General features: G+C 70.1%; 20 protein-coding genes. 11 read left to right on the top strand and 9 right to left on the bottom strand.

Translation table 11 applies throughout. The features are described from left to right. The first annotated feature begins 263 nt into the window (after window positions 1–263). From EDD27_RS05780 to EDD27_RS05750, 7 genes are read left to right on the top strand one after another with little or no spacing between them, the layout of a single operon-like run. Complete coding sequence (locus EDD27_RS05780) at window positions 264–1,850, top strand: MinD/ParA family ATP-binding protein (RefSeq protein WP_241563886.1); 1,587 nt, start codon at window positions 264–266, stop codon at window positions 1,848–1,850. Next, window positions 1,847–2,740: an ATP-binding cassette domain-containing protein gene (locus EDD27_RS05775; RefSeq protein ID WP_127931419.1), complete on the top strand. Its 894-nt coding sequence runs from the start codon at window positions 1,847–1,849 to the stop codon at window positions 2,738–2,740. The genes EDD27_RS05780 and EDD27_RS05775 overlap by 4 nt, the downstream gene beginning before the upstream one ends. Further along, entirely contained in the window at window positions 2,737–3,510 is a 774-nt protein-coding gene (locus tag EDD27_RS05770; protein ID WP_127931418.1) for an ABC transporter permease, read from the top strand. The genes EDD27_RS05775 and EDD27_RS05770 overlap by 4 nt, the downstream gene beginning before the upstream one ends. Continuing rightward, window positions 3,507–4,031: a hypothetical protein gene (locus EDD27_RS05765; protein WP_127931417.1), complete on the top strand. Its 525-nt coding sequence runs from the start codon at window positions 3,507–3,509 to the stop codon at window positions 4,029–4,031. The genes EDD27_RS05770 and EDD27_RS05765 overlap by 4 nt, the downstream gene beginning before the upstream one ends. After that, a complete protein-coding gene (locus EDD27_RS05760) occupies window positions 4,028–5,128 on the top strand; it encodes an efflux RND transporter periplasmic adaptor subunit (protein ID WP_127931416.1) in 1,101 nt (366 codons plus the stop codon). The genes EDD27_RS05765 and EDD27_RS05760 overlap by 4 nt, the downstream gene beginning before the upstream one ends. After that, window positions 5,125–5,790 carry an ABC transporter ATP-binding protein gene (locus tag EDD27_RS05755; RefSeq protein ID WP_127931415.1) on the top strand — a complete coding sequence of 222 codons (666 nt, stop codon included), beginning with the start codon at window positions 5,125–5,127 and terminating at the stop codon, window positions 5,788–5,790. Before EDD27_RS05760 ends, EDD27_RS05755 begins: the two co-directional genes overlap by 4 nt. Beyond that, complete coding sequence (locus EDD27_RS05750; protein WP_127931414.1) at window positions 5,787–6,977, top strand: ABC transporter permease; 1,191 nt, start codon at window positions 5,787–5,789, stop codon at window positions 6,975–6,977. The genes EDD27_RS05755 and EDD27_RS05750 overlap by 4 nt, the downstream gene beginning before the upstream one ends. Window positions 6,978–6,986: 9 nt before the next feature. Here the strand turns inward: EDD27_RS05750 and EDD27_RS05745 are convergent, their stop codons facing one another. Further along, entirely contained in the window at window positions 6,987–7,931 is a 945-nt protein-coding gene (locus EDD27_RS05745) for a DivIVA domain-containing protein (protein WP_127931413.1), read from the bottom strand. A gap of 85 nt (window positions 7,932–8,016) precedes the next feature. Here EDD27_RS05745 and EDD27_RS05740 point away from each other — a divergent pair, with 85 nt between their 5' ends. Next, complete coding sequence (locus tag EDD27_RS05740; RefSeq protein WP_127931412.1) at window positions 8,017–8,754, top strand: RNA-guided endonuclease InsQ/TnpB family protein; 738 nt, start codon at window positions 8,017–8,019, stop codon at window positions 8,752–8,754. Here the strand turns inward: EDD27_RS05740 and EDD27_RS05735 are convergent. Continuing rightward, window positions 8,737–9,828, bottom strand: coding sequence for a globin domain-containing protein (locus tag EDD27_RS05735; RefSeq protein ID WP_241563885.1), 1,092 nt, complete (start codon window positions 9,826–9,828; stop codon window positions 8,737–8,739). The genes EDD27_RS05740 and EDD27_RS05735 overlap by 18 nt on opposite strands. A 227-nt stretch (window positions 9,829–10,055) precedes the next feature. After that, window positions 10,056–10,772, bottom strand: coding sequence for a DUF4386 domain-containing protein (locus tag EDD27_RS05730; protein WP_127931410.1), 717 nt, complete (start codon window positions 10,770–10,772; stop codon window positions 10,056–10,058). Between the two features lie 346 nt (window positions 10,773–11,118). Here EDD27_RS05730 and EDD27_RS05725 point away from each other — a divergent pair, with 346 nt between their 5' ends. Next, window positions 11,119–11,679, top strand: a complete 561-nt coding sequence (locus EDD27_RS05725) for a hypothetical protein (RefSeq protein WP_127931409.1) — start codon at window positions 11,119–11,121, stop codon at window positions 11,677–11,679. Between the two features lie 59 nt (window positions 11,680–11,738). Here EDD27_RS05725 and EDD27_RS05720 read toward each other — a convergent pair whose 3' ends face one another. Continuing rightward, window positions 11,739–13,151 carry a PhoX family protein gene (locus tag EDD27_RS05720; RefSeq protein ID WP_127931408.1) on the bottom strand — a complete coding sequence of 471 codons (1,413 nt, stop codon included), beginning with the start codon at window positions 13,149–13,151 and terminating at the stop codon, window positions 11,739–11,741. Between the two features lie 184 nt (window positions 13,152–13,335). On the opposite strand from EDD27_RS05720, the gene EDD27_RS05715 reads away from it, so the two are divergent. Continuing rightward, window positions 13,336–13,977, top strand: a complete 642-nt coding sequence (locus EDD27_RS05715) for a class I SAM-dependent methyltransferase (protein WP_241563884.1) — start codon at window positions 13,336–13,338, stop codon at window positions 13,975–13,977. 6 nt (window positions 13,978–13,983) lie between these two features. On the opposite strand, the gene EDD27_RS05710 is transcribed toward EDD27_RS05715, so the two are convergent. After that, window positions 13,984–14,619, bottom strand: a complete 636-nt coding sequence (locus tag EDD27_RS05710; RefSeq protein WP_127931406.1) for a LysE family translocator — start codon at window positions 14,617–14,619, stop codon at window positions 13,984–13,986. Window positions 14,620–14,697: 78 nt separating this feature from the next. On the opposite strand from EDD27_RS05710, the gene EDD27_RS05705 reads away from it, so the two are divergent. Next, complete coding sequence (locus tag EDD27_RS05705; protein ID WP_127931405.1) at window positions 14,698–14,889, top strand: hypothetical protein; 192 nt, start codon at window positions 14,698–14,700, stop codon at window positions 14,887–14,889. 147 nt (window positions 14,890–15,036) lie between these two features. On the opposite strand, the gene EDD27_RS05700 is transcribed toward EDD27_RS05705, so the two are convergent. From EDD27_RS05700 to EDD27_RS05685, 4 genes are read right to left on the bottom strand one after another with little or no spacing between them, the layout of a single operon-like run. After that, window positions 15,037–15,792 (bottom strand): SDR family oxidoreductase, encoded by a 756-nt coding sequence (locus EDD27_RS05700; RefSeq protein WP_127931404.1) that lies wholly within the window; start codon window positions 15,790–15,792, stop codon window positions 15,037–15,039. Then, entirely contained in the window at window positions 15,789–16,610 is an 822-nt protein-coding gene (gene kduI, locus EDD27_RS05695; protein ID WP_127931403.1) for a 5-dehydro-4-deoxy-D-glucuronate isomerase, read from the bottom strand. Before kduI ends, EDD27_RS05700 begins: the two co-directional genes overlap by 4 nt. Next, window positions 16,607–17,701, bottom strand: coding sequence for a glycoside hydrolase family 88 protein (locus tag EDD27_RS05690; RefSeq protein WP_127931402.1), 1,095 nt, complete (start codon window positions 17,699–17,701; stop codon window positions 16,607–16,609). The genes kduI and EDD27_RS05690 overlap by 4 nt, the downstream gene beginning before the upstream one ends. Beyond that, entirely contained in the window at window positions 17,698–20,259 is a 2,562-nt protein-coding gene (locus tag EDD27_RS05685) for a hypothetical protein (RefSeq protein ID WP_127931401.1), read from the bottom strand. The genes EDD27_RS05690 and EDD27_RS05685 overlap by 4 nt, the downstream gene beginning before the upstream one ends. Between the last annotated feature and the right edge of the window lie 7 nt (window positions 20,260–20,266).

The following is a 20,266-nucleotide window of genomic DNA, read 5'->3' as shown; positions in this document are numbered from 1 at the left end:
CTCCCCGCTAAGGAGATTTCTCAAACCACGAGCCGAGTTGGACAAATCGGACATACGACCCTTGGGTCACAAAATTGACTAAATCTCGATTTTTGATCGTCAACCTTGACAAGTGAGTGCGATCGTTGTTATTCGTGGAATGTCCTGCGGAGCGTTGATGCGCACGGAGTGCGGACGGGTGAGGCATGCACGGCGGGCCGGATGAACAGTCTCAGGGGAACGCGGACGAGCAGAACAAGGGCGGGGTAAACGGGGAATCAGTCGTGGATCCGGATCTGACGCGCACCATACGCTTCCCGCCGCCCAACAGGTCGACGGGCGCGCCGGCCGTCGACAAGCCGCCGCCACCACCGCCGGTCGGGTTGTGGCGGCAGCAGGACAGGGCCGGCTCCGAGCCTCCTGCCCCGGCTCCGGCTCAGGGGCACTTCGACAGGTGGAACGCCCCCGGGCCGGCCGCCTGGCCCAGCCCGGGAGGCCCTCCTCCCGGCGCGGGGGACTCTCCTGAGAACGAGCAGGCCGGATGGCGCGGCGGCGAGCCCGGACCGGGCGTCCCCGGGGCGAGCGCTCCGGGCATCGGCGAGGCAGGCGTTCCGCAGCCGGCCGAGGCCGCACCGCGCATCCCCGAGTCAGGCGTACCCAAGCCCGGCGAAGCCGCGCCGCCCCGGCGGGTCTTCCCGCCGCCTGGTCAGCCGCCGCACGTCTCCCTGCTCCCGCAGCCGGAGCAGCCCTCCTGGGAGCCGGTGGCGTCCCCGCCCCTCCCGCAGCCGGAGCAGCCCTCCTGGGAACCGGCGGCGCAGGAGCAGCCCTCCTGGGAACCGGCGGCGCAGGAGCAGCAGCCCTCGTGGGAGCCGGCGGCGCCTGTCCAGCAGCAGCCGGCCGGGGCCGCGCCGGATCCTGACCCGGCCGGGCCGGCGATGTCGTCCGAGAGCCTGCGCCCGGAGCGCTTACTGCGTACCCGCAGGCGGCCACCGTCGGGTGGCTGGCGCAAAGCCGTGTACACGCTCTCCGGCGGCCTCATACGGCCGCAGGACTCCAAGGCCGAGCGCCGCCGCCACGAGCTGATCGAGCGCATCAGGCGGCCTGTCGCCTCGGGCCACTTCAGGATCGCCGTCATGAGCCTCAAGGGCGGCGTGGGCAAGACCACGACCACCATCGGACTCGGCTCGACGCTCGCCCACCAGCGAGGCGACCGGGTCATCGCGGTCGACGCCAACCCGGACCGCGGCACCCTGTCGGAGAAGCTCCGGCTGGAGTCCCCCGCCACCGTCCGCCACCTGCTCAACGACCGGGGCGGCATCTGGCGCTACGCCGACGTGCGCTCGTACACCTCCCAGGCGCCCTCGCGGCTGGAGGTGCTGGCCTCCGACCGCGACCCCGCGATCTCCGAGGCCTTCAACGCCGACGACTACCGTGCCGTCGCCCAGATCCTGGAGCAGTTCTACTCCATCTCGATCACCGACTGCGGCACCGGAATGCTGCACTCGGCGATGGGCGCGATCCTGGACATGGCCGACCAGATCGTGCTGGTCAGCCCGGTCACGGTGGACGGGGCCAGGTCGGCGTCGGCGACCCTCGACTGGCTGCAGGCCCACGGCCATCAGAAGCTGGCCAAGGACGCGGTCGTGGTCCTGTCCGCGGTCAAGAACACCCGCAGGAACCCGGTCAACCTCGAAGAGCTCAAGGGCCACTTCGCGCAGCGCTGCCGCGCCGTGATCGGGGTGCCCTTCGATCCGCATCTGGAGCAGGGGGCGGAAGTCGACCTCGATCTCCTGCGCACCGCGACGCGGGACACGTACCTGGAGGTGGGCGCCACCATCGCCGACCGCTTCAGCCAGCGAGCAGGCGCATGACGCCGTTGCTCGACGTCACCGACCTCAGCAAGGCGCAGGCGCTGGAGGAGGTGTCGTTCACCGTGGAGCGGGGCGAGATCGTCTGCGTGGTGGGGCCGCCGGGCAGCGGCAAGACCACGCTGATCGAGTGCCTGGCCGGCGCCGCGGAGCCCGACTCGGGCAGCGTGGAGGTCCTCGGCCGCACGGTCGGGCCGGGTGATCGCCACCCGCCGGGCCTGGCCGTGAGCCTGCGCAACGAGAGCCTTCCCGATCGGATGAAGGTGGCCGAGGCCATCTCGCTGTTCTCACGCCTGTACGGCACGCGCGGCCTGCCCCCGCGCCTGATCGACCTGCTCGATCTGGAGCCGCTGCTGCCCAAGCGCTTCAAGACCCTCACCGAGGGCCAGCGCCGGCGGACCATGATCGCCCTGGCTCTGGTGGGCAACCCCGAGCTCGTCCTGCTGGACCAGCCGACGACCGGGCTCAAGCCCGGCAGCAGGCAGCGCGTCGAGCAGACGATCAGTGAGTTGCGCGCCGGCTACGGCGGGGTGTGCGTCACGCTCGACGACCTGGCCCAGGCGGAGAAGCTGGCCGACCGCGTCGTGCTGCTGCGCCGGGGACGGGTTCTCGCGGAGGGCTCGCCGTCGCGGCTGATCCGGCTGCTCGGCTCGGTCTTCGTGCTGCGGGTGCCGTCGCACATGAAGGTCGGCCGGCCGCAGGACGTACGCGTCCTGCCCTATGCGAGCTCGACCTACCTGTACGGGTCGCGGCAGGCCCTGGAGGCGGCGATCCAGGAGCTGTCCCCCATGAGCGGCGACCGGATCTGGTCGATCCGCCCGCCCACGCTCAGGGACGCCTACCTCACCCTGGCCGCCGTTCCCGAACCCGCTGCTCTGGAGAGCGGGCGATGAACGGCACCCTGTGGGCGATGGTCCGCATCGAGCTCATGCTGCTCGTGCGGTCCCCGGCCGTGCTCGCGTCCGCGGTCGTCCTGCCGTTCGCGGTCCTGCTCCTGCTGATGTTGTTCATCGGCTTCTCCTTCCCCACGCTGGAGTTCGGCGCCATGCCGGGGGTGCGGGTCATCGACCGGTTGCTGCCGGAGATGGCGGGCACCGTCGCCGCGTCGGTCGGGGTCATGGTGCTCACCACCCACGTCGCGGATCTGCGCGACCGCGGGATGCTCAGGCGCCTGAGCCGTACGCCGGCGCGTGCGGGCTCCTACGTCCTGGCCCACGCGGTCGCCGCCGGCGTGCTGGTCATCGCCTCGGTGGCGTTGTTCGCCGCCGTGACGTTCCTCATCTACGGGCCGCCGCGCTCGTGGAATCCGCTGAGCCTGGCCGGCGCGGCTCTGATCGTCGCCTACTGCGCGTTCAGCACCGGGCTGCTGCTCGGCGGCCTGCGCATGCCGTCCGCCGGCGCCCGCGTGGCGGCGCCGCTCTGCTTCGTCCTGCTGTTCGCGGGGAGCGGCCTGGGCGTCCCCCGCGAGGGGTGGAAGGGGGTGGCGCCGTGGTTCTACGAGATCACCAACTACAACCCGCTCGCCCAGCTCAACGACTTCGTCTTCCAGGCCTCCCTGGGGCGGCTGTCCGAGACCTGGCCCGCCGTGGCCGGGCTGCTCGTGGCGGCGGTCGTGGTGAACGTGCTGACCAGGCGTACCTTCGACTGGGACGGCCGCCCATGACCAGGATTCTCGCCACGCTCGCCGCCGCGTTCGTCGGCCTGACGGCGCTCACCGGCTGCGCCCAGCGGGACGAGCGCCACCCCATCGCCATCGCCATCGCGGCCACCCCGGGCGCCACGGCCAAGGCGGCGGCGGCCGCTCCCAAGGGGTCGGCGGCGCCCACGGGCGATCCGAACGACGCGATGCTGAAGCTCACCCAGTGCCTGCGCCAGAACGGCATCGACGTGCCCGACCCCGGCTCTCCCGAGGAGAAGACCTGGAAGTACGAGGGCGACCAGGCCACGCTGGAGAAGGCGACGAAGGCCTGCGAGGAGTACGCGTCGCAGATCCCCAACCCGCTCGAGGACCCGAAGGTGCGCGACCAGCTGATCCAGGTCGCCAGGTGCATGCGGGAGCAGGGCTTCGACGTGCCGGACCCGCCCCAGGAGAACCCCAACCTCAACCCCAACGATCCCAAGCTCCAGGCGGCCGCGGAGAAGTGCGCGCAGCAGCACCTGCAGGGCCAAGGAGGTGCGCCGTGAACGGCCGGCTCAAAGGAGTCCTTGTCGCGCTGGGCACCGCGGCCGTCGGCAGCGCGGTGACCGCCGGGGGCGTGCACGCCTCGGCCGCGTTCTTCGACGCGGGCCCGCGCGCCCAGGCGGACAGCACGCCCACCCCGCGTACGGTCTCCACCGCCACCAAGCCGATCACCCGCGGCGACCTCGTCGACAGGGAGAGCATCGACGGCACGCTCACGTACGCCGGCAACCGCACGATCAAGGCCGGCTCGGGCGGCACGATCACCAGCCTCCCGGCCGAGGGCAAGGTCATCAAGCGCGGCGGTGCGCTGTACCACATCGACCGCCACCCGCGGATCCTGCTGTACGGCAAGCTGCCCGCGTACCGGACGCTCAAGAACGGCGTCAAGCGCGGCCCGGACGTCGAGCAGCTCGAACGCAACCTGCGTGCCCTCGGCTACAAGAAGGGCATGACCGTCGACACCCGCTTCACCGACGCGACCCGGCGGGCCGTCCGCGAGTGGCAAAAGGACCGGGGAATGGAGCGCGACGGCGAGGTGTCGCCCTCGGACATCGTCTTCCTGCCGGAGAAGGTGCGGGTGAGCGAGACGAGCGTCGAGGTGGGCGACCAGATCGCCCCGCAACGTCCTGTTCTCGACGTCACCGAGACCGACCGGCTGGTGCGCATCAACCTTGACGCCGACAAGCAGGACATCGCCAAGGTCGGCAGGAAGGTCACCGTCAAGCTGGCCGGCGGCCAGAAGGCCACCGGCAAGATCTCCCGGATCGCGAAGGTGGCCAAGACCGTCAAGCGGTCGGACAACCAGGAGAGCGGCGCCACGGTGGAGGTGGAGATCAAGGTCTCGGCCAAGTCGCTCGGCTCCCTGGACGAGGCGCCGGTGACCGTCGAGCTCGAACGCCGGCGCGCCGAGGACGTCCTCACCGTGCCGGTGGAGGCGCTGCTCGCGCTGCCCGAGGGCGGGTACGGGGTTGAGGTCGTCGAGCCGGGCAAGCCGCCCGCGCGGATCCCGGTGAAGACCGGCGCCTTCGGCAACGGCCGGGTGGAGGTGAGCGGCGCCGGGCTCGCCGAAGGCATGCAGGTCTCGGTGTCGGGCCGATGAAGATCCTGGAGATCCGCGGCGTGAGCAAGAGCTACGGCAAGGTGCAGGCTCTGCGCGAGGTGGACCTGGTCATCCGCGGCGGGGAGATGGTCTCCATCGTCGGCCCGTCCGGCTCCGGCAAGTCGACCCTCCTGCAGATCGCGGGCACCCTCGACCGGCCGACCTCCGGGACGGTACGCGTGGCCGGCCATGACGTGAGCAGGCTGTCGGACAGCGAGCTGTCGGCGCTACGCGCCCGCTACATCGGCTTCGTCTTCCAGCAGTTCCACCTGGCGCCCGGCTCGTCCGCGCTCGACAACGTCGCCGACGGCCTGCTCTACTCCGGGCTGTCCAGGAGGCAGCGGCGCGAGAAGGCCGCGGCGGCACTGGAGCGGGTCGGCCTGGGCCACCGTCTCGATCACCGGCCGCACCAGTTGTCCGGCGGGCAGATGCAGCGGGTCGCCGTCGCGCGGGCCGTCGCCGGCGAGCCACCGCTCCTGCTGGCCGACGAGCCGACCGGCAACCTCGACTCCGAAGCGGGGGCCGAGGTCATGTCGCTGTTCCGGAGGCTGAACGCGGCAGGCATCACCATCATGATCATCACGCATGACTCCGAGGTGGCGATGGCGTGCCCGCGCCGGATCCGGGTCCGCGACGGTCTGGTCAGGTCAGAGGTCTCATGACGGCCCTTCGGCCGGCCCGGCTGCGGGCGACGGACCTGGCCCGGCTCGGCACCTCGGGGCTGCGGGCCAGGCCGATGCGCGCGATCCTCGCCGCGCTCGGCATCTCGATCGGGATCGCCACCATGGTCACCGTCGTCGGCATCTCCGCCTCCAGCCAGGAGCAACTGCTGCGCCAGCTCGACGCGCTCGGCACCAATCTGCTGCGCGTCCAGCCGGGCGACAGCCTCTTCGGCGACAAGGTCAAGCTGCCCAAGGCCGCCGCCGACATGGTCAGGCGGATCGACGGCGTCACGAACGCCAGCCAGACCGGCGAGACGGGCGTCACCGTGCGGCGCAACGACCTCATCCCCAGCGGCGTCTCACTCGGCATCACGGTCCAGGCGAGCAGCCTCGACCTGCTCGACACCCTCGACGGCAGGATCCGCACCGGCACCTGGCTCAACGCGGCCACGGAAAGGCAGCCCGTGGTGGTGCTGGGCGCGGTGGCGGCCGACCGGCTCGGGCTGAGCGCCCCCGACGTGCAGGTCTGGATCGGCAACAGGTGGTTCACCGTCATCGGCATCCTGGACCGGATGCCGCTGGCCGAGGAGATCGAGCGGTCCGCGCTGATCGGCTTCCCCGCCGCCAAGGACTATCTGAACCACGACGGTCACCCGACCACCGTGTACGAGCGATCGGCGGACGAGGCCGTCGAGAGCGTCCGCGCGATGCTGGCCCGCACGGTGAGCCCGGAGAAGCCGAACGAGGCCAAGGTGAGCAGACCGTCCGACGCACTCAAGGCCAAGGCCGCAGCGGCCGGGGCGTTCACCGGGTTGATGCTCGGCCTGGGCGCGGTCGCTCTGTTCGTCGGCGCGGTGGGGGTGGCCAACACCATGGTGGTCGCCGTCTTGGAGCGGCGCAGGGAGATCGGGCTGCGCAGGTCGTTCGGCGCCACCAGGGGGCAGGTCCGCAGCCAGTTCCTGGTCGAGGCCGTGCTGCTGTCCGCCTTCGGCGGGGGCGCCGGGGTGTTGCTCGGCTCGCTGGCCACGTTCGTGTACGCGCGGCTCAATTCGCTGCCGGCCGTGGTGCCGATGTGGGCGCTCGGCGGAGCGCTGGGCACGACGATCCTGATCGGCGCACTGGCCGGGCTCTACCCGGCGCTCCGGGCGGCGCGCGTTCCCCCGACAGTCGCGCTCACCGCCCAGTGAGGCCGGCGCTCATTGAGGGTTCTCGTTCTCGTTGGAGGGCAGGGGGGCGCCGACGCCCTCGGCCGTCTCCCACTCTTCAAGGCTCATCAACAGCAGCTCGAAGTAGTCGCGGAGTTTGCCGCGGTATTCGCGGTTGGCGGCACGCACCCGGGCCGCCTCGCGCTCCCATGACTCATCGCCGGCGCCCGTGCCCGATGCCGTGTGCTCAGAGCTCGCCGTCGACAACAGCTCGTGCCGCCTCCTGCGAGCGTCCTCGACCAGCTCGCGGCTGTATCGCTGGGCGTCCTGGATGTACTGGTCCGCGGTCTGCTGGGCCTGGGACAAGAGGCTGGCCGCGTACACGTGGGCCTCGTGCATCTTGCCGGCCACCGCCTGCGACTCCGCGGCGCCCGCGGGCTCCACGCGCGTCAGACCGGTCCCGCGGCCGACGGGGGTGGTGCCCTCCGCCTGTGTCTGCTGCGGTTCCTGCTGCTGCGGCAGCGCGGCCTGCCCGGAGTCGGTGACGTACCCGCGCAGGAGCTCGAGCTCGCTCGCGAGCGCGTTCTTCTCCTGCGTCAGCCGGGTCAGCTCTTCCTCCACCCGGTCCAGGAGGCTGTTGACCTGGTGCTCGTCCAGCCCTCGTTTGCCCAGCGGAGCGCGCCTGAAGACGATGGAGCGCAGTTGTCCCGGCGTCAGCCGTTCAGCGGAGCGCCCGAGCGACGAGGACTCGGCCTTGCGTGGCTCGTCCCACTGCGGCTCTTCCCAGGAGCCGTCCGTCGTGTCACCGGGCTCGCGCCAGACCTCGGCCTCCGCGCCGCCGTCGTCGTCGGCGAAGTGGAACGCGTCGCCGTTGACGTGGAAGCCGTTGCCGTTGTCCTGCTGGGCGGGGTATCCGGTGTGGAAGTGCTGGACCGAGTCATTCATCAGGATTTTTGGCGCGGAGACCCGGTCCTTCAGGACCGAATAAAGCACCATCCTCCTTTCGAAAACAGTATGGAAAAACCTGGTGACAGACGGTAATCTGTGCGTTGGGTGGGACGCTGGTGACGGGAGGTACGCGATGGCGATCCGCCGCTCTGCCACCAAACGGCACGGCCTGCCCTCGATGGTGCAGCTCCGGCTCGCCCTCACCCCGGCCCAAGGAGTGGCGAATCTGGCCGTCACCAACGACGGCGCGGTGCTGCCCGGCCCCGCGCTGCCCGGTCCGATCGATGGTAACGGGCATGTGCGTAGTCTGCGGGAGCGCAGGGATCGGCAACGCCGGCGTTTGCAGAAGAAGGGCACCCCTTCGGCGCGGCGGGTGCTGCGCCGCCTGTCCGGGCGTGAGCACCGGATGATGACCGACACCAACCACCAGATCTCGAAGTTCGTGGTGCGCGAAGCCGAACGCACCGGCCGCGGCATCGCCCTGGAGGACCTCCAGGGCATCCGCGGCCGGGCAAGGTCTCACCGGCTCCAGCGGCGCACCGTGCACGGCTTGGCGTTCGCCCAGCTGATCGAGTTCACCCGCTACAAGGCCGCCCGGGCCGGGGTCGCCTTCCTGCTGGTCGACCCGGCCTACACCTCGCAGGCCTGTCCCGACTGCGGGTGCGTCTCCAGAGCGAATCGGCCCGCCCGGGGTCGGTTCTTCTGCACCGGGTGTGGCCTCGCTGGGCACGCCGATCACATCGCGGCCTGCAACATCGCCGTACGCGGCGTTGCAGGCTGGGCTGCTGTCAACCAGCCGCACGCTACCGGCCTCCCTTCAGCCAGACGGGACCGTGAGAGCAAACCACCAACTTCAACCGGTGGTAGTTGACGTGGCGAACCTCTGTGTTGGAGCGGCCGCGCTCGCGAACCTCTCCAGGCGTATACGACTGTCGCTGAACCCGTTCTCGCGCAACATGCTGACCGTGCTGTCAACCATGGCAGGCGGACCGCACACATACGCGTCATAGCCGGCCCATCGCCCGTAGCGGCTGACGACCTCGCTCACCGTCCCCGAGGCTGCCACGTCCGGGTCGCCGATCTCGGACAGGGCAGCCCGGACATTGAGCCAGGAGTGTTTCTCAGCCCAGGTGCGGACGATGTCGAAGTCGTAAAGACCCTCGGGTTCGCGTGCACCGACGAACAGGGAGACCCACGGCGGCACCGGCAGCCTGATCACGTGCTCCATAATCGCCTTTATCGGAGCGAATCCCGTGCCGCCCGCGATGAGCAAGATGTTTCGCTCGGTATTCGGATTGAGAGTGAGAGTTCCGACGGGCGCGCCGAGTTTCACGATATCGCCCTCGTGCATCTCACGGACGATGGTTTGGCTGACCGCGCCGTCGGCTTTCACATGAATTTCGATGGTGTTGTCCTGCCTCGGCACATTCGCCATCGAATAATAGCGCCAGGTGTTCGGCCATTTTCCGACCTGAACGGGGGCGGACTGGCCCGGAACGTACGGGAAGGGCTCGTCGACGAGTAACCGGATCACCGCGGTGTCGATCGCCCTGCGCTCGTGACTGATGATCTCCGCTGACCAGTGCGGCGGTCTGGTCCGCGCGTCCTGCTGCGCCCCGTCGACGAGCACCTGCGACAGGTTGGCCAGGAACTCGCGCCACTCGCGCTCGAGCCCGTCGTTCCAGGCGTTCCCGGAGAACCGCTGCATGGTGTTGACCACGCTGGCACTCCACTGGGCGTAGTGCTCGGGCTCGGTGCCGAACTTGCGGTGGCAGCGAGCGAGCTGGTGCAGGTAGGAAGTGATCTCCGCGAGATTTCCGCAATTCTCCACGGCTAACGTGAGCGCACTCATGAGCCGGTCCCGCTGGCTCCGCATGTTCACCGGAAACATTTCCCGCAGCTGTGGCGCGCGCAGAAACATGTCGGAGAACAGGTACAACGGCACGCCATCCCCGTACTTGGCGACCAGCTCGAAGTTATCTCTTAGTCGCTGACAGCCCAACAAGGCCCCCCCAGCAGCGCTTCGCACCCCGAGAAACAAGTTACTGAACCGAGTCTAGACAGGGAGGCTTCGAATGTCCATTAATACTGGTAAGTTAGGTTTTCTCTCTTTGACGGCCGCTGTCGAGCGGCGCGCCGCGAGGTGGAGCATCGGCGAAGCGACCATCTCGGCTAACTCTGCCGCACCGGCGAGGCGGGCGCACTCTCGTCCACGGTGACGCGCCCGCCCTTGACCAGGAGCCAGACCATGAGCACAACCTCGCCGACGAAGGTGAACATGGCGGCTTCGATCGAAGAGCCCGGCACGAGAAGCCGGCCGAGGCTGTCCACGAGATAGCCGAGCCCCGCGATCAGGACCAGGACGCCGACCAGCCTGGGCACATAGCGCGCCTTGTACGCCAGGTATCCCAGGAGGGCCAGGTGAAGCCCGAAGAGGCTGAGGCCGGCGTCCCAGATGTCATGGAAGGCGTTGATCTTCGACAGCACCTCGGCGTCCAACCGGCCGCCGGTGGTGTCGGCGGCGCCGAGGAGCGACGGCACCCCGGCAAGCTGGGCGATCGCAACGGTGAACACTCCTGCGTACACCGCCCTGAACCAGGCCGCGAGCGTGGCGACGCCTTCGTGCACCGGCGCGAAGAACACCAGAAGCGCCCAGGCCACGACCACGTCGAGAACGGCGACCACGAGGAATCCGGCCACGCCGTAGCGGAACAGCGTCTCCGCCTCGCGTATGTTCTGCGCCGTCCGCTGCGCGTCACCTTCCGCGACGAGGTTCTCCAGGACGCCGAAGTTGGCGAAACCGGCCAGGACGGCGAGCACCAGGAGCGCGGTTCCCCCGATCAGGGCTGCCCGGCGTATCGGCTGATGGGTCGTCTCGGATGTGGTCATGCTCTCTCCCGCTGACGTGCTCGACGATGTATAAAATCTTTGACATCCACCAACGTAACGAATTTTTGACGTTATGTCTAGAATCTTTTACATCGCTTCCATCGCTGAGTGCGCTGATGCCAGAGCACGGCATGACAGCCAGGCACACGGTCTTCGGGCTTGGTCAGCCGGGAGGCAGGACGGTGGCGCCGTAGCGGGCGGCCCTGCCGGCGTGGCCGGCCTGGCGCATTCGAGGATCGCATCGCCCCCGCCGCTCGGGCGCCTGCCCGTCACGTTCCGTGTGAATGCGGCGTCAGCAGGTTACCTTCTTCACGTGGAAGGCACACGTCCCGACCAGAGGAGCCCTATGCCGACCCTCGCCCGGTTGATCGCCGCCGCCCTGCTGCTCACGCTCGCGGCCTGCGCAGACTCGTCCGCGACGCCGACCACGACACCGCCGACCACGGCACCGGCGACCGCGACACCGGCGACCACGACACCGCCGGCGACGGGTTCCGCGACACCGGGAACGGCGTCCCCGCCTCCTCCCACCGCCTCCACCCCGACTCCGTCCGCCGGACCGCAGGCGGCCGACCGGAACGATCTGGCGGCCTGCAAGGACGGCGACTGCGAGGTCGACATCAAGGCCGACGACCGGATCGCGATCGACAAGCGGTTCGGCGTGGAGCGGCTCACCATCAGCTCACTCGACGCCGACGAGGTCAGGGTCACGCTCCTGGGCTCCTCCGGCGGGCTGCAGGTCGAGGGGATGAACGTCAGCGTCAGCGGCAACTGCGTCAACGGCCGCTGCCGCGACGAAGGGAATCTCTCCCTGGCTCCCGGCCGGCCCGGCCGGATCAACGACCTGCGGGTGGAAGTCACCCACCTCACCGACGACCGCGCCATCCTGCGGCTCTCACCGGAATGAGGCGCGATGCCGGCCGTGCCCGCCGAGCAGGCTCGCCGGGGACACGACCGGCGAGGGTGTCACAGCGAGCCGTTCTCCCAGGGGCCGGTGATGGCGAAGGTGATGCCGGGCGACTGGATGTTGGCGAACAACCATCCACCGTCCCGGCTGTCGAACACCGAGCCGCACCACTCCGACCCGGTGTAGGTGCCGGGCGCCACGGACTTGCCCGGCACGCCACCGGCCGGGATGACGACCGCGTTCTCCGCGAACGGGAAGATCTCGCCGTCGGTGGTGAGCCCGTGCAGGTACTCCACGCCGGACCCGTCCTCGCACAACACGATGCCGCCGCGCGGGCTGACGCAGATGTTGTCGGGGTTGTTCAGCACGGTCGCGTCCGGCGAGGCGAACAGCACCCGCATGGTGTTGGCGGCGATCTCGTACTCGAACACCTGGCCCTGCCCGGCGGGACCGCCGCTGGTGCTGACGATGTAGATCTTGCCGTCGTGGTACCAGGCGCCTTCCAGGCGGGCGAACGAGGCGCCGCCCTTGGCGATGCCCTGCCGCACGACACTGGTCTCGTTCGCGCCGGGGTCGGGGCTGTCGATGACGACCCAGCCGATCTCCGGGTAGGCGACGCCGGTGCCGTCCTTGTAGGTGGTGTACGCCGAGGCGCCGATCGTCATCATCTCCAGCACGCCGCCCTGCGCCAGGTCGCCCTTGGCCTTCGGCCGGAAACGGTAGAAGCCGCTGGGGGTGGCGTCCTCGGTCTCGTACACCCAGCCGGTCTCCGGGTCCACGGCCACGGCCTCGTGCGAGAACCGGCCCATCTCCTTGTACGGCTTCGCGTCTCCGATCCCGTCGTGCGGCACCTCGAAGACGTACCCGTGCCGGTAGGAGCCGTTGATCTCCGTGGTCTCCTCGCACGACAGCCAGCTGCCCCACGGGGTCGGCCCGCCGGCGCAGTTGCGGATGGTTCCGCCGAGGCTCGCCCAGCTCTCCAGGAACTCACCCTTGCGCGTGTCGAAGATCAGCGACGTGGTCCCGCCGCCGGCCGCCGGGTTGTAGGCGGGTTCGACGAAGGCGCCGCGGTAGCTGCCCACCTCGTGGTTGCGGACCAGAACGGTCCAGTGGCCCTTGCCCGCGCCGCCTGCTCCACCCGCCGGCGTCCGGTCCTTGAGCGCGTCGCTGGGCGTGAACGCGGCCATGCCGTCGTGCGCGCCAGGCGTCGGACGCCCGTCGGTCATCCGGTCGCCGGTCCAGCCATGGGTCACGTACTCGAACCCGCGGGGCAGTTTGAGCAGCTCCAGGCCGGTGGTGTGGTCCTTCACCGGGTACAGCGGCCCGTAGTCGGGGCTGAAGGCCCGCTTCACCATCGTGGAGGCGTCCGCGGTGCGGGCGGACAGCGCCGCCAGCGGCCCGCCCGCCACAACGCCAAGGGTGGCGGCCGTCAGGCCGGTACGCAGGAATCCCCGCCGGTCGATGTCGGTCATCGTCAAGCTCCTTGCTCATCACGAGGGTGCCGCGCGGTGTGGACACCCCGCTGCGAGTCACCCTCCGGCCTCCCGATGTCGGTACGGCGAAACGGGGATGTCCCGCGCCTTAACACGACCTGGGAAGCGCGGACAGGCCCGGCGCGCGGTAGGAAGAGATCGAGACGCATGGGAGGAGCCGACGGTGACGTCCAAGAGCCGCGAGGAGCGCCTGCGCAGGTACTGGGACAAACATGCCCCCTCCTACGACCGGCAGATGGCGTTCTTCGACCGCAGGTTCTTCGGCGACACCCGCGCGTGGATCTGCGGTCAGGCCAGGGGCGACACGCTCGAGGTCGCCATCGGCACGGGCCTGAACCTCCCGTTCTACCCGGAAGGCGTGCGCCTGACCGGCGTCGAGTGGAGCCCGGCCATGCTGGCTCTCGCCCGGCGGCGAGCGTCCGGCCTCGGCCTCCACGCGGACCTGCGTGAAGGAGACGCCCAGGCGCTCGAGTTCCCTGACGACACCTTCGACACCGTGGTGTGCACGTTCTCTCTCTGCGGGATTCCCGATGACCGGCGGGCGCTCGGCGAGATGGTCCGCGTGCTGCGGCCTGGCGGGCTCCTCCTGCTGGCCGACCACGTCGCCGCGGCCCCCTGGCCGGTCCGCCTGGTGCAACGCCTGCTCGAAGTGGTGACCGTGCCGACGGGCGGGGAGCACTTCCTGCGCCGCCCCATCATTCTGCTTCCCGGCCACGGCCTCACCGTCGAACGGCACGACCGCTTCAGACTGGGGATCGTCGAACGCCTGGCCGCCCGCAAACCCGCGCGACCAGGCGAGGCGTGAACGAGGTCAGCGCTCGACGGCCAGCCGTACCCCCAGCCCGATGAAGATGCCTCCGGTGGCGATGTCCACCTTGCGGCGGGCGGCGGCCCGGTGGCGCAGCCAGCCGCCGATCCGCCCGGCGAGCACGCCCACGGTGCCGTCCACCACGAACTCCAGCGCGATGAGGATGACGCCGAGGATCGCGAACTGCAGCCAGACCTGGCCCAGCTCCGGGTTGATGAACTGCGGGAGGAAGGCGATGGTGAAGGTGACCATCTTCGGGTTCAGCAGGTTCGTCAGCAGACCGCTGGTGAACGCCCGGCGGCTCGACAGCGTGCCCCGGCCCTCCACGGTGATCTCGCTGTCGACGCCCTTGCGGTTCCGCAACATCTGCACGCCGAGGTAGATCAGGTACGCGGCTCCGACGATGCGTACAACGGTGAAGGCGACCGGCACGGCCTCGAAGAGCGCCGCCAGGCCGGCCGCGGCCACGGCGACGTGGACGGCCTCACTGGTGGCCACGCCGGCCGTGGCGAGCAGTCCGGCACGCGGGCCGCCGCGCATCCCGCAGCCCAGGACGAAGAGCATGTCCGGCCCCGGTGTGATCATGGCGACGATCGTGGTCATGGTGAACAGCACAAGGAGATGCGGGTCGATGGGCATGAACGGATCCTCTCAGATCGCCCGTTACGGAGCACTGAGCCAGATATGCCGCGCGCACCGACACCCTTTATTCATGAGGTGTTTCATGTCCGGTTCTGCGCTGGCGGGATAGGGGGACTTCGATCAGCCGGGAGCTTCACCGACAGCCTGGACAAGACCACGTTCGAGGGCACGGCCGTCGCGGGCGTGTCCGCCCTCGCGGTCACCCGCCCGTCGCGCGCTCTGGCGCTCGCGGACAACCTCGGCACCACCCCGCCGCACCGCCGTTGACCTGCTGCGCATCGCCGACCCGAAGGGCATCGGGCGCATCCCGGGCCGGGCCGACGACACCGAGGTGATCGTCATCGACGTGCCCGGCCTGCGCGACTGACGCACTATCGCGGGGTGAGGCTCTCGGGCACCGGTGAGCCCTTCGGTTCAGCGGGCGAGCCAGCCGCCGTCGACGGTCAGCACGTGGCCGCACACGTAGTCGGACGCGGGTGCGGCCAGGAAGACGGCGGCGCCGACGAGATCGGCGGGCGTGCCCCATCGGCCGGCCGGGATACGGCCGCGGATCTGCGGCTCCCGCACCGGGTCGGCGCGCAGCGCGGTCGTGTTGTCGGTGGCGATGTAGCCGGGCGCGATGGCGTTGACCTGGACACCGTCGCCGGCCCACTCGTTGGCCAGGGCGCGGGTCATGCCGACGACCGCGTGCTTGCTGGCCGCGTACGCGGCGACGTTGACACCGCCTTGGAAGGACAGCAACGACGCGATTGAGATGATCTTGCCGGTGCGGCGGACCAGCATCTGCCGGCCCGCCGCCCGCGTGATCGTGAACACGGCGTCGAGGTTGACGGTCATCACCGCGTCCCAGTCCTCGCCGCCCATGCTCACGGCGGGAGAGCGGCGGATGATGCCCGCATTGTTGACCAGGATGTCCACGCGGGTCTCGGCGAGCAGGCCCTCGACGTCGTCGGCGAGCCCGGAGACATGGGAGAGGTCGCGAATCCACCGCCGGGCCGAGCGGCCATGAGCCTCGACCGCCCGCTGGGTCTCGTCGAGGTCGTCGTGGTGACCGTGGAGCACCAGGTCGGCTCCCGCCCGGGCGAGGCCGATCGCGATCGCCTGGCCGATGCCGGTGCGCGCGCCGGTGACGAGCGCCGTCCGGCCGGTCAGGTCGAACAGCGGGTTCATCGCAGCTCCGTGATCGGGTACGGCTCGACGTCGGCGTAGTCGATGTTCTCCCCGCCCATGGCCCAGACGAACGCGTAGTTGCCGGTGCCGAAGCCGCAGTGGATCGACCAGGGCGGCGAGATGACGGCCTGCCGGTCGGCGACGATGAGGTTGCGAGTCTGGTCGGGGCGGCCCATCAGGTGCACGACCCGATCCTCCGGCTCGAGGCCGAAGTAGAGGTAGACCTCGGTGCGCCGGTCATGAACGTGCGCGGGCATGGTGTTCCACATGCTGCCGGCGGCGAGCTCGGTGATGCCGAGGACCAGCTGGCAGCTCTGGATGCCCTCGGCGTGAATGAACTTGTAGATGGTGCGCTCGTTGGAGCTGCGCTGCTCGCCCAGCCGGATCGGGGTGGCGTCGGCAAGGGTGCCCTTGCGCGTGGGGTGCGTGGCGTGCGCCGGTGTGGAGACGAGATAGAAGGCGGCCCCGCCCTCGCCGGCGAAGGACACCTCGCGGCTGCCTCTGCCGACGTAGAGGACCTCCTTTGCCCCTAGCTGGTGGTCGGCACCGTCGACGGTGACGGTGCCGGGATCGGTGCCGACGTTGACGACGCCGAGCTCGCGGCGGGCGAGGAAGTGGCCGGCACGCAGCGGGTCGGCGGTCTCCAGCGTCACCGGCCCGGCCGACGGGCGTACGCCGCCGACGACGATCCGGTCCTCGTGGCTGTAGACCATGCTGATGGCGCTGCCGAAGAGGTCCTCGACGAGGAAGCGTGAACGCAGCGCGTCGGTGTCGAATCCCGGGATCTGGTCCGGGTCGGTGGCGTGCCTGACCTTCATGTCGTCTCCCGGAGAGCTGCCGCGTACGCCTGCAGGGCCAGGCCTTGGCCCCAGGGTTGGATCATGTCGTCGCGGATGACGGAGTAGCCGAACGGCAGCAGCTGCAGGACCGTGCCGGCGCTGGTGCGGGTGAGCGTGCCGTCGTCGGCGACGTACGCGTGGACGCCGGCGAGTGCGCGCCACGCGGACCGGCGAAGTCGTTCCGGCTCGATGCCGAGGGCGGCCGCGCGGAACATGGCGGCGGCGATGCCGGCGGCGGCGGAGGTTTCGAGGATGCCGCGGTTCTCCGGCTGCCCGTCGACCAGCACGTCCCAGATCCCGTACGCGGGCTGGTGGCCGGCCAGCGCGAGCAGCTGGCGGCGCAGCACCTCGCGTACCGGCTGCGACAGGGCTCCCCCGGCCTCCAGGTATTCGACCGACGCCAGAGCGGTCCAAGCGTTGGCGCGGCCCCAGAAGTTCCAGATCGTCCGGCCCTCGTGGGAGCCGTGCGCGTACAGCCCGGTTTCGGGGTGTTGGAGGATCTCGGCGTGGGCGAGGATCTGCTCGCCCGCCTCCTCGATCAGCTCTGGCCGACCGGCGTGCAGTCCATAGTGGATGAGGAAAGTGCCGCCCATGTAGACGGTGTCGGCCCAGACACCGCCGGGCCAATGCTCGATGGCACCGCCGGGCGCGCGGGTCACGGCGTCGTCGTGGCGTAGCCAGTCCAGCATGCGCTCGCACGCGTCGGCGTAGCGGCGTTCCCCGGTGGCCCCGTACAGGTCGGCGCAGACCGCGCCGGGCGCGAGGTTGTTGACGTGGCCGAGCTCGATGCCGTCGCGGAGATGCCCGTCGACGAACTCGGTGACGAACGGGTGTACGGCTCTCATTAGCTCGGGAGCTCCGCTTCCTTCGCCGGCCAGGCGCATCATGCCCTGCAGGACGACGCCCTCGCCCCAGAACCAGTGGGTGAGGCCCATGGCCACGGCCCGGTCGGCGATGCGCCCGGCGGTCTTGGCGAGCACCTGCGGGGTGAGGTCCGCCAGGTCGGCGGGGCGCTGCGGCGGCTGCGACCGGCTCGCCTGGCTGGTGTCCAGGCCACGCCCCTTACTCATGTGCTCCGGCCTTTCTGGAGGTCGATCATGTGCGATCCGATGGACAGTGTCGTGTCGCCGAACCCGAGGCGGGCGTAGGGGTTGTCGAGTTGGGGAACCTCGGCGATCGTGCCGTCGGGCGCCAGGTCGGCCGGGCGGCCGTTCACGGTGAAAGGGCCGTGCCACGTCAGGTTCAGCTCGTCGCCTTCGGGGGTGGTGAAGGCGACCCCGTCGCGGATGAAGCGGGGTTCGGTCAGGGACGCGATGAAGTCGGCGTGCCGTCCGACGGTGCAGATCCAGGCTGTTCCCGGGCCGCGTGGCCGAAGCTCCTGCCAGGCGTCGGGCCCGGTGGTCACCGGCTCCGCCCCGCCCTCTGTGGCGAGGGCGACGTAGCCGGCGCCCTTACGCCCGACGGTCCACACGCCCTGCTGAATCCACTCGTCGAACTCGGCGATGGGGAACCACGCGTGCGTATAGCCCATGACGTCGTCACCGGGGATCCGGTACAGCGACAGCACCGTGCCTTCGTGCTGGCGGGCCCTGGGCAGGATCCGGTTGCCGGCCCAGGCGTTGGGCCGCGCCGACGGTGAGGTGGAGGAGTTCGGCGCGTGCGTCACGAACACCTGGGTCTCCGGCCCCAAGGTGGCGCCCCAGATGTGTTCCTGGAGGCCGGGCAGGCCGGGCCGGTAGTCGTTCGCGCACGAGAGCATCACGTCCGGGGTCTTGAACACCGTCACATCCGACCCGTACGGCCTGCTGAGCAGGTCATGGGCGAAGCGGTACGTCCCGCGATAGCTCTGCCTGCCCCACCACCGGTCCGGCAGGTCGTTCGCGGCCTGGCGGATGACCTCGGGCATGCGGTAACGGCGCGCGGTGGCGATGGCCGCGGCCGGGAGGACGGCGTCGTTGAGCGCGCCGGTGCCGAAACAGAGCCACATGATCGGCGCGGTCTCCTCCAGCCGCGACGACCGGAGCGTGGACACATAGGAGCGGCCGTGCGCGCACCCGTGGATGCCGCGCCAGGAGTTCGCCGCCAGGCTGAACAGCACCCGATCCGCGACCCCCGCCGCCAGCGCCCTGATCTCGGCGTCCTCGGCGAACTCCACCAGCGAGACAAGGGCGAGCAGGTCGATCGCGAGATAGGCGTTGGAGTCGAACTCGCTGAACCCGCCGGCGAGCTTGCGGCGCATCCACTCGGCCGCCATCTCGCGCCCGTGCGCGGAGTGCTGGGCGCCGGTCCAGCCGGTGTTGGAGAACGTCTCGTCGCTCAGCGCCGCACCCCACAGCAGCTCCGCGGTGTGCCAGACGAGCTGGTGATTCTCGGTGAAGTAGCACATGGCGTCCAGGCCGGGCTGGTCGATCCAGTACTTGAAGCCGAGCATCGCCTCCCGTACGCGCTCGCGCAGGCCGGGTTCCCACGCGTGGGCCCGGTGCCACAGATGCGCCAGCCCGACCGCCTCGAAGTCGGCGCAGTCGGCCCGGTTGCCGATCATCCACAGGGCGCGTTCCAGGCCGGTGACGACATATGACGGGTCCTCGACGACGCGGACCAGCTCGGCGGCCGAGGTTCCTTCCATGGTGGCGGCGTGGCGCAGGAATTCGGCCCGCCAGGTGGCGGGGTCACCTTCCGGAGCGGAGCGGTACTCCGGGGGCAGGACGGCGACCGGGAACTCCCTGAACACCGGCGAACCGTCGAGGGAGATCCGCAGCACCGTCTCGCCCGTCGACAACATGGAGGCGTTCCCGACCTCGTCGTCGCCTTCGGTCTTGTCCAGCCGCAGGGTCGCCCGTCCGCCGGTGAGCCGGACCAGACGCTCCTGATCCGCCCAGCGGACGCGCAGCGCGGCGCCCTCCGGGCCGATGATCGGCACCGTGCCGTCGGCCGTCCCCCAGCGGGTCACTCCCACGGCGTCGAGAACACGTTCGGCGACGGCGCCGGTGTCCTCGCGGCCGCCGCCGGGCAGCACGACGCGGACGGGCAGCCCTTCCACCCGCAGCCGCAGCACCTGGCGGCACTCGCGGAAGGCCACCTGCCACGAGGCGACGACCACCGTCGAAGTGCCGGAGGGAAGCCAAACCCGCCGGGCACGTTCGGCAGGCTCCATGTAGGTGAAGCCGTCGGACTCCTCCAGCAGCTCGCCGTTGACGAACAACAACGTCGGCCCGGTCGACGCCAGCCGGAGCGTGCGCCACTCGGCCTGGTCGACCTCCAGGTGGGTGGCTGCGAGCGCGACCCGGTACTCCGGCGTGAAGCAGAACGCGCTCCAGTCCACCAGTCCGTCGGCGCCGGTGTGCGTCCGGCGCCACTCCCCCGTGTGCTCCAGGTAGCCGATCGGGCCGCCGTCGACGATCGGCCCTATGACCGGGTCGCGCGGCAACGGCCGGTGCCGGTACAGCTCCTGCTTGAACAGGGTCACGTCCGGGCCGTTGGTCAGCACCCACCGACCCCGCTCTCCCCACGGGTCTCCGTCGGCTCTCAGATGTTTCCCGAGGTCGTCAGCGGGTTCCCGCCAGACGGGACTGACCAGCCAGTCCAGTACGGTGCCGCGGCCGTCGAGCGCGTGCACGGTGCGATCCATGTGAACC

This window comes from Nonomuraea polychroma (genome assembly GCF_004011505.1).
GTDB classification, from domain to species: domain Bacteria; phylum Actinomycetota; class Actinomycetes; order Streptosporangiales; family Streptosporangiaceae; genus Nonomuraea; species Nonomuraea polychroma.
The sequence above is the reverse complement of the archived record's forward strand: the minus strand, read 5'-3'. Positions and strand labels throughout refer to the sequence as shown.

What these genes read in the sequence shown, in the direction of transcription:
- EDD27_RS05685 (WP_127931401.1), bottom strand. Translation starts at nt 20,259, where the DNA reads ATGGATCGCACCGTGCACGCGCTCGACGGCCGCGGCACCGTACTGGAC.
- EDD27_RS05730 (WP_127931410.1), bottom strand. Translation starts at nt 10,772, where the DNA reads ATGACCACATCCGAGACGACCCATCAGCCGATACGCCGGGCAGCCCTG.
- EDD27_RS05740 (WP_127931412.1), top strand. Translation starts at nt 8,017, where the DNA reads ATGGCGATCCGCCGCTCTGCCACCAAACGGCACGGCCTGCCCTCGATG.
- EDD27_RS05775 (WP_127931419.1), top strand. Translation starts at nt 1,847, where the DNA reads ATGACGCCGTTGCTCGACGTCACCGACCTCAGCAAGGCGCAGGCGCTG.
- EDD27_RS05745 (WP_127931413.1), bottom strand. Translation starts at nt 7,931, where the DNA reads ATGGTGCTTTATTCGGTCCTGAAGGACCGGGTCTCCGCGCCAAAAATC.
- EDD27_RS05765 (WP_127931417.1), top strand. Translation starts at nt 3,507, where the DNA reads ATGACCAGGATTCTCGCCACGCTCGCCGCCGCGTTCGTCGGCCTGACG.
- EDD27_RS05700 (WP_127931404.1), bottom strand. Translation starts at nt 15,792, where the DNA reads ATGAACCCGCTGTTCGACCTGACCGGCCGGACGGCGCTCGTCACCGGC.
- EDD27_RS05750 (WP_127931414.1), top strand. Translation starts at nt 5,787, where the DNA reads ATGACGGCCCTTCGGCCGGCCCGGCTGCGGGCGACGGACCTGGCCCGG.
- EDD27_RS05720 (WP_127931408.1), bottom strand. Translation starts at nt 13,151, where the DNA reads ATGACCGACATCGACCGGCGGGGATTCCTGCGTACCGGCCTGACGGCC.
- EDD27_RS05690 (WP_127931402.1), bottom strand. Translation starts at nt 17,701, where the DNA reads ATGAGTAAGGGGCGTGGCCTGGACACCAGCCAGGCGAGCCGGTCGCAG.
- EDD27_RS05755 (WP_127931415.1), top strand. Translation starts at nt 5,125, where the DNA reads ATGAAGATCCTGGAGATCCGCGGCGTGAGCAAGAGCTACGGCAAGGTG.
- EDD27_RS05710 (WP_127931406.1), bottom strand. Translation starts at nt 14,619, where the DNA reads ATGCCCATCGACCCGCATCTCCTTGTGCTGTTCACCATGACCACGATC.
- EDD27_RS05770 (WP_127931418.1), top strand. Translation starts at nt 2,737, where the DNA reads ATGAACGGCACCCTGTGGGCGATGGTCCGCATCGAGCTCATGCTGCTC.
- EDD27_RS05725 (WP_127931409.1), top strand. Translation starts at nt 11,119, where the DNA reads ATGCCGACCCTCGCCCGGTTGATCGCCGCCGCCCTGCTGCTCACGCTC.
- kduI (WP_127931403.1), bottom strand. Translation starts at nt 16,610, where the DNA reads ATGAAGGTCAGGCACGCCACCGACCCGGACCAGATCCCGGGATTCGAC.